The sequence below is a fragment of the Streptomyces sp. NPDC087906 genome (assembly GCF_055584925.1).
Genome location: NZ_JBVJLC010000004.1, coordinates 568,777 through 580,909, shown reverse-complemented (window position 1 = coordinate 580,909; position 12,133 = coordinate 568,777). Strand labels below are relative to the sequence as shown.

Annotated in this window: 10 protein-coding genes; 8 read left to right on the top strand and 2 right to left on the bottom strand. The window is 64.8% G+C overall.

All coding sequences use genetic code 11. From position 1 onward, the window contains the following. Positions 1 to 55: 55 nt before the first annotated feature. The 8 genes from ACZ63I_RS16310 (at position 56) to ACZ63I_RS16275 (ending at position 8,945) form a co-directional block, all read left to right on the top strand. Complete coding sequence (locus ACZ63I_RS16310; protein WP_469339131.1) at positions 56 to 553, top strand: hypothetical protein; 498 nt, start codon at positions 56 to 58, stop codon at positions 551 to 553. A 6-nt stretch (positions 554 to 559) separates the two neighbouring features. Beyond that, entirely contained in the window at positions 560 to 2,179 is a 1,620-nt protein-coding gene (locus ACZ63I_RS16305; protein WP_469339129.1) for a WXG100 family type VII secretion target, read from the top strand. 72 nt (positions 2,180 to 2,251) lie between these two features. Continuing rightward, positions 2,252 to 3,607, top strand: coding sequence for a type VII secretion-associated serine protease mycosin (gene mycP, locus ACZ63I_RS16300; protein ID WP_469339127.1), 1,356 nt, complete (start codon positions 2,252 to 2,254; stop codon positions 3,605 to 3,607). An 82-nt stretch (positions 3,608 to 3,689) separates the two neighbouring features. After that, complete coding sequence (locus tag ACZ63I_RS16295) at positions 3,690 to 4,127, top strand: hypothetical protein (RefSeq protein ID WP_469339126.1); 438 nt, start codon at positions 3,690 to 3,692, stop codon at positions 4,125 to 4,127. Positions 4,128 to 4,136: 9 nt separating this feature from the next. Then, positions 4,137 to 6,413, top strand: coding sequence for a hypothetical protein (locus tag ACZ63I_RS16290; protein ID WP_469339124.1), 2,277 nt, complete (start codon positions 4,137 to 4,139; stop codon positions 6,411 to 6,413). 47 nt (positions 6,414 to 6,460) lie between these two features. Continuing rightward, a complete protein-coding gene (locus ACZ63I_RS16285) occupies positions 6,461 to 7,162 on the top strand; it encodes a hypothetical protein (protein ID WP_469339123.1) in 702 nt (233 codons plus the stop codon). Positions 7,163 to 7,592: 430 nt separating this feature from the next. Then, positions 7,593 to 8,258 carry a hypothetical protein gene (locus tag ACZ63I_RS16280; protein ID WP_469339122.1) on the top strand — a complete coding sequence of 222 codons (666 nt, stop codon included), beginning with the start codon at positions 7,593 to 7,595 and terminating at the stop codon, positions 8,256 to 8,258. Between the two features lie 162 nt (positions 8,259 to 8,420). After that, on the top strand, positions 8,421 to 8,945 hold the full coding sequence (locus tag ACZ63I_RS16275; protein ID WP_469339120.1) for a DUF1269 domain-containing protein: 525 nt from the start codon (positions 8,421 to 8,423) through the stop codon (positions 8,943 to 8,945). A gap of 357 nt (positions 8,946 to 9,302) precedes the next feature. Here the strand turns inward: ACZ63I_RS16275 and ACZ63I_RS16270 are convergent, their stop codons facing one another. After that, entirely contained in the window at positions 9,303 to 9,776 is a 474-nt protein-coding gene (locus ACZ63I_RS16270; RefSeq protein ID WP_469339118.1) for a HEPN domain-containing protein, read from the bottom strand. Further along, positions 9,773 to 10,900, bottom strand: a complete 1,128-nt coding sequence (locus tag ACZ63I_RS16265) for a GmrSD restriction endonuclease domain-containing protein (RefSeq protein ID WP_469339116.1) — start codon at positions 10,898 to 10,900, stop codon at positions 9,773 to 9,775. The genes ACZ63I_RS16270 and ACZ63I_RS16265 overlap by 4 nt, the downstream gene beginning before the upstream one ends. Positions 10,901 to 12,133: the final 1,233 nt, after the last annotated feature.

Genomic DNA, 12,133 nt, shown 5'->3' with positions numbered 1-12,133 from the left:
ACCGGTGCTCGCTACAGTGATCGGTGCAGCGGTCGGGCAACGGGGAGGAAGCGCAGTGCTGGACAACGGGGCAGGCGGAGGAGCGCCGGCGGGACCGGGTGGCATCTTCGGCATGGTCGAGTCGATGGCGCAGAACGCCATGGACATGATGGTCGACCTGACGGCGATGGACTCGTTCAAGAGCCGCGTCGACGAGCTACTGAACATCCTGAACGACTCGCAGGCGGCCCCCACCAAGATGGGCCAGGACCGCATCGCGCGCGCCAAGTTGGGCGGCGATTTCGCGGAGGCGGAGTTCCTGTACGCGGCATACAGCACGGTCCATGACCAACTGGAGACTCTGTCGAAGGTATTGGGCCTGCAGATCGAGAGCATGCACCTCGCGGTACAGGCGTCGCAGGCGAGTTACGACAACCTGGACGATGACGTCAAGCAGAAGATGCAGGCGCTGAACACGCAGATCGACGCGCACTATGACCAGTCGCGCGATCCGTATGCCAAGCATCACGGCTCCAGTGAATACAGATCAGTCAGTGGGCACACAGGGGGATGACGAGACATGCCTGAGGCACCACACGGAGGGAAGTCAGGACCGGGAAGCACGTCCTTCGAGTCCATGACGCACGAGCAGTTGAGGGCGCTGCTGTCCTCGGCCGACATGAGTACGGCGATGAGCCTGGCCGGGAAGCTGACGGCGGCGGCGAAGACCATCTACGACATCGGTGACGAGCTCAAGACCCGTGTCCAACTGGTCAATTGGGAAGGCACCGGCGCCGAGGCGTTCAAGGACTGGGGCGACCAGACGGCCAGCGCCACGCTGAACCTGTCGGAGTACGCGAGCAACGCCGGCAAGTGGATGGAAGACGTCTCCCAGGCCATCGCCGAGGCGCACGCCAACATGCCACCGCAGTCGGACACGGACGACGCCAAGGCGGCCCTCAAGACGGCCAACAGCAACTTGGACGCACTGAAGGACCCGGCGAACCGGCACGACCCGGACAGACAGACGCTGACCGCGACGTACCACACCAAGGCGACGGGTGCGGAGGCGCAGTTGGAGTCGACGCGGCTTCAGGCGGCGCAGCAGATGCAGAAGCTGGCTGAGACGTATGTGCAGTCGGGCACGCAGATAAACAGGTTCGAGCCGCCGACGTTTCCGCCGCCGGCGGGTTACCTGGGCACTGCCTGGCAGGCTCCTCAGTCGGACGGAATCAGCGGTGGTTCCAAGTACACCGGCGGAGGCATGGGGGGCGCGGTCGGCAGTGCCATGTACTCCGACGGTGGTTCCTCCGGCGGATCGAAGCACTACCGGCCTCCTGGTAGCGACAGTGCACTCGGCGTCGCGGTAGGCGGCAGCCATGGCGGTTCGCACGATGTCCCGATCAAGGGGCACGTGCCTCAGGACCCGCCTGCGCACATGGGTATCGACAGCGTGGACACAGCGCCGCCAGGGACGCTGCCGTCGGCGCACTCGACGACTCCTCCCGGCAACATGAACCAGGTGGCTCCTCGGCCGGAGGGTCCGCCGCTGCCGCCTCCCGGAGCCATACCGCCCGCCTTCGGCGGCTCGTACGGCCAGGGTGGCGGGAAGACCGGGTCGTTGGCGCCGGGACGAACGATTCCCGGTGGTGTCGCCGGCCGCCCGTCGGCACTCGGTCCTGGTGGGCTCAACTCGCGAGCACCGCTGGGACGTGAGTCCGGAATCGTCGGCGGCCGTCCGGTGCAGTCTCCTTCCGGTCGTCCACCGAACAGGATCCCGCGCGGGATGGTCATCGGCGGCGAAGAGGGCAACGGTCGTCAGATGATGGGCCGCGGCATGGCCGGCGGCGGTATGGGCCGCGGTGGTGCGGGTGGGGCCGGCAGTGGCATGGCAGGCGGGCGTCGGCTCGCCTCCGAGACCGGCGGTGTGGTCGGCGGCCGTCCCCAAGCGGGCGGCAGGAACAGTGGCAGGCCGTTCACTCCTGGTGGGTCAGGGCTGGTCCGTGGTGGCACATCGGGATCGGGTACGGGCACAGGCCCGGGATCCGGAGCGATGGGGCGCGGTGGCATGGCTGGCGCGGGTCGTGGCCGAGGCGGGCACGGCGAGGACGAGCACGGCGAGCGTCCCGAATACCTGACAGAGGACGAAGAGACCTGGCAGCAGGGCGACCGTCGGGTCGTACCACCTGTCATCGACTGATCGCGTCCGTACCGAGTGGGTTGAGGGGAAATGCGTAGTAGTCGCGGGCGGTCGCTCGGGTTCAAGTCTGCTGTGGCGTCCGCGCTGGGGTTGCTGTTGTTCGGCCTGGCAGCAACCCCTGCGCATGCCCAGACCGTGCGGGAAGCCCAGTGGCATCTGGATGCCATGCAGGCCGACGAGGTTTGGAAGCTCAGCACGGGGCGTGGCGTCATCGTTGCTGTGGTCGATTCGGGTGTTGATGATTCGATCGCCGATCTCCGGGGCCAGGTTCTGAAGGGGGAGGACCTGTCGGGCTTGGCCGGTGATGAGAACAACGACATCGACAATCACGGCACGGCCATGGCGGCGCTGATTGCGGCGACCGGTAAGCGCGGCGCGCAGAACGGCTCCTATGGACTTGCGCCTGGCGCCAAGATCCTTCCCATCCGTGTTCCTTACTCACAGGAGCGTCTCGGGAAGGACGGAGTCAAGGACAGCTACGCGCAGAGCATGAGCAAGGCCATCCGCTTTGCCGTTGATCAGCATGCGAAGGTCATCAATATCTCGGTCGGGTCGCTCTCGACGGGGCCTGAACTCGCTGAAGCAGCGAGGTATGCGCATGACAAGGGTGCGCTCATCTTTGCTGCAGCAGGGAACGACGCGAAGAAGGGAAACTTTCCGGAGTATCCGGCGGCAACGCCGGGTGTGGTCGGGGTCGGCGGGCTCACCAAGAAGGCATCCCACCTGCCTGTGTCCAACTTCGGTCCGCAGGTGGATATTTCAGCGCCTGGCGAGGACATCAACAATGCTTGCAGCAGCGGCAGCGAGATCTGTCACGGTACGGGCACCAGTCCTGCAACGGCACTCACCTCCGCCTCGGCCGCCGTCATCTGGTCCAAGCACCCGGACTGGACGAACAACCAAGTACTTCGCGTCATGCTCAACACCGCAGGCGGCGCCGAGGACGGCGCCAAGCGCAGTGACGGGCTCGGCTACGGCGCCGTACGCCCCCTACAGGCCCTGAACGATCCCGGCGACCCCGGTCCCGCCGACCAGTACCCGCTCCCCGACCTCGCCGCCGCCGCGTCCAAGTCCCCCTCCGCGCCCGCCTCCCAGCCCGCAGCCGGGCCCAAGGGCGACAGCACGACGCAGCCGGCCGCCGTCGCAGCGTCCGACAGTGGCGGGAACACCGGTCTGTGGGTGGGCATCGGCATCGGCGTGGTCGTCGTCATCGCCGCGGCCGCCGTGGCCCTGCGCGTCAACGCGCGCCGCCAGGCCGCCGCCGCCGCGCCCCCGCCGCCGTACGCCTCGTACCCACCGCCCCAGGGCCCGCCCCCGTACGGCTACGGGCCGCCCCAACACGGCGGCAGCCCGCCCCAGTACGGCGGCCCGCCCCAATACGGCCCCCCGCCGCCCGGCCATCAGCGGGAGCAGGGACGTCCGCAGTAGCAGCACGGCCCGCCCCCGCCGAGGGAACCGGTAGAGGACGGGGCGGTGCGACCAGTTCGAGATTCTCACCAACGGGGAACACATGTCGTTCGATCAAGAATGGGCGTCTGTCCGAAGCGCTGCCGCCGACAACACCAAGATGCGGCTCGACAGTGCGGCTCGTGGCGACGGAGGCGGGGGAGGGGGCGGCGGGGGAGCCGCCGACTACAAAGTCACCTCGCCCGACCTGCGGTCCATCGGGAATGACGCCCAAGGGCTCTTCCACAGCTTCGAGACCGACGCGTTCCACGCCGGTGCGAAGACGGACACCGCCGCCAGCGCCCTCAACTCGGACGGTTTCGCGACCGGTTCGGCTCTCTGGGCCGCCTGGGACACCTGGCGGAGCCAGGCGGAGACCCTGCTGAGCGCCTGCGCGCATATCCACAATCATCTCGAAGACACCGTCGTCAGCCACAAGAACCACGAAGAGACCCTGATCAGCAACTTCTCCATGTCCCAGATCAACAAGCACTTCAAGTGAGGGCCGCGCATGTTGAAATTTGAGCAGGTCCTTCATGCGAACCTGACCGGTCTCGACGGAGCGGTGAAGGACTGGGACGCCACGATCACGAAGCTTGCCACGATCGAGGAATCGGCAGGCGATATGAAGTCCAAGGCCGACAAGGCGGACTGGGCCGGGGAGAATGCCGGGGTCACTCGCGAGTTCGTGGCGAAGACGGCCAAGGAGTTCGGCGACGCGAAGACGGAAGCGAGCAGCATCCGCAACATCCTTCGGGACGCGCACACCGAGTTCGCGGAGGCCAAGAAGAGCCTGAACACGGTCGTGGACGAGGCTCCTGCCAAAGGGATACGCATAGATCCCGACGGTGTCGTCAGCTATCTGATCCATCCCGACCGCAGGCCCAAGGACTACGACGGGCCCAAGCCCACGCAGGAGCAGTTCGAGGCCACCAGGTCCGCCATCAAGTCGGCGGTCGACCGGGCCAACGACGCGGACGAGATCGCGTCGCGCGCTCTGCGTACGCTCGTGGGCAAGGACAAGAACGACTTCTCGGGGACGGACTACAACTCCCTGAAGGCGGCGTCCAAGGCGCAGGACGCCGAGGACGCGAAAGCGGCGGCGGCGATCGTGGCCAAGGGGGACGACGCGACTCCCGCCGAGATTCAGCGGCTCAACAAGTACCTCAGGGACAACAAGGGCGACCAGTACTTCGCCGAGCAGTTCGCCCTGGACGTCGGTGCGAAGGGAAACCTGGACTTCTGGGCCGACATGGGCGACCCGAGCGACGGCTCGCGTCTCGGCGCGGACCACCAGGACATGCTCAAGGAACTCCAGAAGAACTGGAGTCTGACGCTGGCCAGCGCCACGCACTCCGACAGCCCGGCGATGAACCAGTGGAAGACCGACACCATCAACGCGGGCGACGATCTGATCCGCACGCGGGCGACGTCCCCGTACGGCTTCCAGGTCATGAGCAACCTGATGCGGTACGGGAACTTCGACTCCAAGTTCCTCCACGACTACGGCGACGCGCTGGTGGTCACGGAGAACAAGATGACGAAGAACGGCATGGGCAAGCCCAGCATGTTCTGGACGTCCAGTCTCGGCGGCATGACGCATCTGAACTGGAGCGGGACCGACATCGGGCGTGACCCGATGGAAGGGTTCATGGAGTCGCTCGGACACAACCCCAAGGCGTCCGCCGACTTCTTCAACAGCAGTATCGACCTGACGCCCGGTGACACGACGGACGACAAGAAGCTCGATGCCTTCGACTACTTCACGAAGGACCGGGACTGGCCGAAGGACGTCGTCGACGGCGGCGAGAGCAACAAGTACGGCTACGACAGCCTCGGCCACGCTCTGGAGTCGGCGACCCTGGGCCACTCGTACGACGACCCGAACGCCGCGCTGGTACGGACCGACGACGGCGCCAAGGTGATGGAGAAGGTCGTGGCGCAGTACGGCGGTGACGCCGAACTGCTCAAGAAGCAGGAGTCGTTGTCCGACAGTCTCGGCAACATGGGGGCCGGATACATCGACGACTTGGACTGGGGACTCGACAAGAACGCCGACGACAGCGTCTTCGCACCCGGCAAGAACACCGGCTCGCACGCCGAGTTCGGTCGCGCCGACGCCCGTGGGTTCCTGAGTTCGCTCGGCCAGCATCCCGATGCCTACGCCTCCGTCACCGATGCGCAGCGGATCTACACCACTTCGGTGCTCGAGGCGCAGGTGAATCCGGACGGCACGATCACCAACGAGGGTCTTGCGCGGCACGCGGTGAACATCGGTGCGCAGACGCAGGGCATCCTCGACCAGTCCCGCGCGGACCAGATCGGGGCCGAGTACGGCAAGACCGCCGAGGACTACTCGAAGGCCATGGAGAAGAAGTCGGGCTGGATCGATCTGGGCGTCGGCGCGGCCGTGGGAGCAGGCGCCGCGTTCCTGCCGATCTCGGCGCCGGCCGCCGGCGCGGCAGCGGTGCTCGTTCCGCTCGCTGTGGAGAACGGCCGGGGAGTCATCGAGCAGTACGCGGGTCAGATGATGGGCGACTGGTCGGACGCCTCGCAGGACAAGTACACGGACGGTCTCGGCGACAAGGCACACCAGGAGCGGGCCGCGGTCTTCAAGGCGGGCGAGGAGAACGTCGAAGTCCCCGCCAGCGTCTTCATCGACCGGCACAACCTCAACCATGTCGGCAACGGCAACTTCGCAGAGGATCTGCGGCAGAGCGCCCAGGACGGATACAACACCGGAAACCTCCGGGAGGTTCAGCAGGGAAATCAGTCCCAGACCGGCTGAGACTGATGGTGGCAGGCGATGGTTCAAGCTGATCGATAGGAATTGACGTGCGCGCATGGAGGGCAGTCGGGGCCGCCGGGCTGGTTGTCGGTCTAGGGGCAGGCGTTCTCGGCTGCAGCGGTGACGAAGACGGTTCGCAGAAGACGATTTCGGCGTCCGAGGTCTGCGGCGGGGCGCTTTCGCCGCAGGCTGCGAAGTCGCTGGATTTTCTGACGGGTTCGAAGGAGTACCTGCCGTCCAGCGGCAGCGAGGCCGACCTCTCGGGGAGTGCCGCCGATCTGGCAGACGGATACGTTGCCGGGGTCGACGCTGACGACCTCCATGTGCGGACGACAACCGCGTGTGCCATCCCCAACCTCAAGACGGTCGGCACTTCCGACGTGCGCGTGCAGTTCAACTTCGCCACAGCCGAGGAAGCCGACAGGAAGACCTTCTCGGAACACACCCGGTACGAACTGGGCCGTGCCTCGTTCGTCAACTCCGACTGGGCATACCTCTATTTCGACTGCGTGAGCCCCAAGTTCAAGGGCAGCACAGCGAAGAAGCCGGCCATCGTGAACGCGATCCTGTCGAACGCCGTGCTCAGTCAGCACCGGAACGAGCCGCAGGGCACGCAACAGCAGATAAACGAGGCCAACCTGATGGTGCTCAACTCGGTGGCCCTCAAGGTCGCGACCAAACTCCAGTGCGAGAACAACGCGGGCCTCACCGCGAACCCGACCCTCCGCCCCGCCCCGGACGCCGGGTGACGGGGCGCGGGATGGTACGGGCGGGTGCTTTGGCATGCGGTCTGGGAGCGGACCTCCCTGACCGGTACGAAGGAGCTCTCACCGATCGGCCGAAGGGCGGCAGTGCGGACCTGTCGGTCGCCTTCGTGACCGACGTGGGACACGACGCCTTCGTGGGTATCGCGCGCATGTATCTGTACTTCAACTGCGTGAGTCCCAAGCTCGGCGGCAGTCGTGCGGGGGGAACTGACCAACAACGCGGAAGGAAAGGGCCGGTACCAGCCGAGGGGCGGGCCGGAGAAGGTGGGCGAAGCCAATCTCAGCGTGCTGCACTCCCTCTCCCTGGGCATGGCCAAGGAACTCGCCTGCGCGAACAACGGCGGCCCGAAGCGAAGTTGCCCCTCAAACCCGCCACCCGGTGATGGGACAACGGGGGGTGCGGGTGGGGGCTGTGGTCTTCGGTATCGGCGTTGTCGTCGGCTGCGGCGGTGACAGGCCTGCTGAGCCCAGGACGATCGCGGCCGGTGCCGCGTGCCACGGTGTCGTTTCCCCGGATGCGGCGAAGTCGGTTGAGTTCCTGACAGGAGTGAAGACGTTCGCGCCGGATTCCCCGGGCGGCGACGATCCTGCCAAGGCGGTTTCCGCGTTGGCGGACACATATGTGCCCGGGACAGCGAGCGATTCGGCCGAGCAGGCGTGTTCGATCGACGACGCGACGCAGGCAGGGAACGCGTACCTCAGCATCGATCTGCGTTTCGGGTCCGCGGACGAGTCGAACGGGGTCGGGGCCTCTGCCGATCTTGTGCGGTACGCGGTGGGGCGGAGTGCTTTCACCAAGCCGGGCTTCGCCGACCTGTACTTCGACTGCGTCAGCGGCAAGCTGCCCGGAAGTACGAAGGAGAAGCCGGCGATCGTCGCGGCGGCGTTGCAGGCCGGTCCTACGGTGCGGGGCAAGTATCAGCCGAAGAGTGCGTCGAAGGCGTTCCGCGAGGCCAATCTGACCGTGGTGAACTCCGTCGCGCTCAAGGTGGCGCAGGAACTCGGCTGCGCGGACAACGGCGGCCTCACCGCGAATCCGGCGCTCAAGGCCGCCCCGCAGGGCACCGGCAAGGGCTGATCCCGGGATCTGCCAGGCATCTCCGGCCCGTCGCCCCCGGCCGGCTCGAGAGGGGTGCGCTCCGCGTGCCCTATTTGCGACTTATTCATATATTGGTGATGGGATGATCTGGCCCGGTCCTCGCCGGGCCTCGTGCCGTATCCGATGAGGAGAGCCAGCCCCATGAGCAATCTGTTCGTCGTCGCCTACGACGACCTCGCCACCGCCCAGCAGGTCCGGGACAAGCTTCTGTCCATGAACCGGGAGCACCTGGTCGAGCTGGACGACATCGTCGTCGTGGAGCGCCGGGCCAAGGACGGCAAGGTCAAGCTGCACCAGACCGTCAACCACGCCGCCACTGGGGCCGTGGGCGGGGCGCTGTGGGGGAGTGTCATCGGGCTGCTGTTCCTCGTGCCACTCCTCGGCGCTGCCGTGGGCGCCGCCGCCGGAGCCGCCGGCGGGGCCGCCACCGACACCGGCGTCAACGACGACTTCATGCGGGAGCTGAGCGAGAACCTGCGGCCCGGGGCCGCCGCCGTCTTCGTACTCGTCAAGCAGGCGGCCCGCGACAAGGTCGTGCCCGAGCTGGCGCAGTTCGGCGGCCAGCTCGTCCAGACCTCGCTCAGCCACGACGAGGAGAACCAGCTCATCGACATGGCCAAGGCCGCCCGGGCCGGCGCCGCCGCCCACACCGCAGCGACCGGATGACGCCCCCGAGCCATAAGAAAAAGCCGAACGGCCGGGCCCCTGAGTGGTCCGGTCGTTCGGCTGTGGTGGAGGCCGTGGCGGGAATCGACCTGCAACTCGCTTTGTAGGTTTGTCCGGGCTCGGTGGGGGCGTGATTCGGCCTCGCTCAGAGGGGACCATATCCATCCGTGGACAGAGAGGGCGCGGGCTCCCTGAACGAGCCCGATCGTTCGTGAACGGCTAGGAACGGGACCTAAGGTGAGACGTGAGCGCGAGCATTCTGCGAGGCTCGCGCCCCGACTCGGCTCAAGTCTCCAAATGTGGGATATCTGCGTTGCGTGCCTGCGTCTCCTGGGGCGCTTGACAGAAATTCCAGGATCACTCCGGATCGAAAACTTCTGACAGCTTGTCCATTAGGATGCATGCGTCATTGAAGTATTGCAGCATCGTTGACATGGTGATGCCAGTGTCTCCGCCGTGGGAAACGTTATTCCTAACGGTTGCGATACTGCCGATTGATTCGAGCTGGTCCGGATATTTGTCCGAAATTTCTCGCCACCATTCTACGCTGAAAGACTCGATAAGCTGTTTCAGTTTCTCGGAGTCGATGTTGCGTAGTCTTTTTAGCTGGCTTCCAACATACCGCTGGATCGGTTCTGAGGAGCGCTTCCTGCAGTATTCGGTGACGAGTTCTTTGACGGATTGCTCTACGAATCCGGAAGTGAGGATGCAGAGGTAGCGAGAGTAGTGAGATATTAACTCCCCGCTCAAATCTGCCCCGTCGATTGTTTTAAACAGGGATGTGAGGCGCTGCTTTCTTCGAGTGACTTCCGCTCTTCCGCGCGAGGTCATGCGACGCTCGCGAACGCATCGGTGGACAGTTGGATGCGTTCGGCGACTGACTCTTCACCGGCTGTCGAGTAGGTGGTGGCAGCTCTATATTTCTTGTTTATCATGAGCGCTTCATATGCTCGCTTGAGCTGCTCATGACTTGTGATGTCGCCGGATGCAAGTCGCTGCATAACACCCACCATCACCGAGTCGAGGACGGCGGCGTTGAGTGCTCTAACCGGCTTGAAGGCGCGTGCGCCAATCGCCTTGTTGATGTGATGGCATGCGGATCGAAATAGCCCGGCAATCTCTTCTGAGTCTTCAGGGGTTCGGTCTCGATTATTTTCCAGATATTGGTTGAGAAACCCTTTTACGGGGCGGAAGTATGAATCGAAGTCTTCGAACAGTGCGAACACTCGAAGAGTTAGCTCGTGATCTTTGTAGCGCTTTGATGGGGGGCCGTACAGCTCGCGCCAGTTAGGATCTTCGTTGAGCTCCCCGAGGAGCTGAAGGAAGGGTCCGTTGAAGAGTGCAATTCGAATTTCCTGAGGCTGTAGGGGGCTCCCACCCGTGTTGAGCCTTTCGAAGATTGAATAGACTGCTTGCTGAGATCCGGTAGGGGATTCTTGCCTCAGTACCGTCGCGTGGATGATGCTGTCGTCAAGGCGACGTCGGTCCTCATCATCCAGTTCTTCGTATGTCTTACCATAGAACGGCTCTTGCGCGTACTTTAGGCGATATTCGCGACCGGCGTGAATTCCGGCATAATAGGATTGGAGAGATCGGAGTCGCTGCTGTCCGTCGAGAACAAGTAGTGCATTGGATTTCTCGCGAACCAGGAAAATGCCCGGGACTGGCAGTCCGAGGAGAAGAGACTCGATGAATCGATCCATTTGAGGTCGATTCCAAACGAACCCTCGCTGAAATCCTCGGATCTCGTCACTTTCTGTATATGCGGGATTAAATGAGGGGATCTGAACATCGCCTCGATCGAGGCGCTTAACTAGGCCATCGACCGGATAGTCTGCTCCGTATGATGTGATCTCATATGTGACGGAAAGGACTTCCTCCTCTGCGTCGATATCTAGAACCTGCTCATCATCTTCCGTTTCGACTTCAGCGCCGGGCTGTTCGTTGTCCGCCATGAGATCTCCTTACCAGCCTTATTGGCAGGTTGCTGTAGAGCGGTCCAGGGGGCCAAGTGCCTCGCTGGCCCGTGGTTGATCGTAGACGTAGCGTTATCCCCGAAGCGGGGCTACCGATGATTTCTGTGCCAAACGCGCAACTGCGTGGCACCGCTGGCGACGCGAGGGCCGGCTTGGAGGCGCGGTCCGTGACCGTCTGTAGAAGGTGCATGTCGTTGGGTCGTGGGGCCATTCGCGTGAGCTGGTGAGCGATGAGGCGTTGCGAGAGGCGTCGAAGCGCCCAGGCCAGTCCGCGCCGAACCTACCTGATCATTGCCGAGACGCTGTGAAAGGCGGCGGACGGCTGGGGCTTCTTGCCCCCTACTGATAGTGGTCGTCTTAATCGCGTCCGTCATGCGTTCCGTGAGCGCCGCCGGTCAGTGGTGTCGCCCTCGGTGCCCTCGGGGTGGTCGACTTTGTCAAGCCGACTCTCCCGCTCAAACCGGTGGTCGCGATCGCCTCGGGGGGTGATTTGGCCAAGGCTGATCCTGCGGGCGCCGGACGTCGGGCGGTGGAGGGGCGACGTCCCCTCGATTCCGTCGGGTGACCGCGTTGCTGAAAGGCTGCCGATACCTGCAGTCCTACCTGCTAGAGCACACCGGCAAGCGTCGACATCGCCCGCCCCCGCCGCTACAGGTCCACCCGTCCTGCACCAGGGCGGCCGGGGACTCCCCCGCCCAGGCACACATCACCCCTCGCAAACCGCGAAACCGCAGAAACACCGGGCACCCACGCTGACTGCGACGGGCTCCCAAGCCAACCCGGGACGGGTCCCGTCGTGCAATGCCGCGACATTCGGCTGAAAATCGGGCATCACCTCGCCCTTGGGGACCGGCTGTCGGCTGCCCCTGGTTTTCGCAGTATCGCGGCGTTCTGCGGAGCGCGGCCCGTTACCACCCCGTGCACGACATCACCGCAGCTCAACGGCCATCCCCGCGTTTCCGGATATTGCGGTTGGGCGGCAGGACTTGCCTGGACTTAGCCTCACAGGAGTGAGCCGTGGGCCGCCTCCACCGAAGCCCCGGCCGCGTACGTCGCCCGTCTCCGCGCAGCCCAACGCGCCGCTTTACGACGCCCGGGGCGGCGGCAGTCCCCACCAGGACAGCCCCCGCCCTCGCCGGCAAGGCCGGTAAGCGGCATGGTCGGCCTCCTACACGACGGCACGCCGGGCGACCGAGGCCGTGTCGAACGCAA

What these genes read in the sequence shown, in the direction of transcription:
- ACZ63I_RS16265 (WP_469339116.1), bottom strand. Translation starts at nt 10,900, where the DNA reads ATGGCGGACAACGAACAGCCCGGCGCTGAAGTCGAAACGGAAGATGAT.
- ACZ63I_RS16270 (WP_469339118.1), bottom strand. Translation starts at nt 9,776, where the DNA reads ATGACCTCGCGCGGAAGAGCGGAAGTCACTCGAAGAAAGCAGCGCCTC.
- ACZ63I_RS16275 (WP_469339120.1), top strand. Translation starts at nt 8,421, where the DNA reads ATGAGCAATCTGTTCGTCGTCGCCTACGACGACCTCGCCACCGCCCAG.
- ACZ63I_RS16295 (WP_469339126.1), top strand. Translation starts at nt 3,690, where the DNA reads ATGTCGTTCGATCAAGAATGGGCGTCTGTCCGAAGCGCTGCCGCCGAC.
- ACZ63I_RS16290 (WP_469339124.1), top strand. Translation starts at nt 4,137, where the DNA reads ATGTTGAAATTTGAGCAGGTCCTTCATGCGAACCTGACCGGTCTCGAC.
- ACZ63I_RS16305 (WP_469339129.1), top strand. Translation starts at nt 560, where the DNA reads ATGCCTGAGGCACCACACGGAGGGAAGTCAGGACCGGGAAGCACGTCC.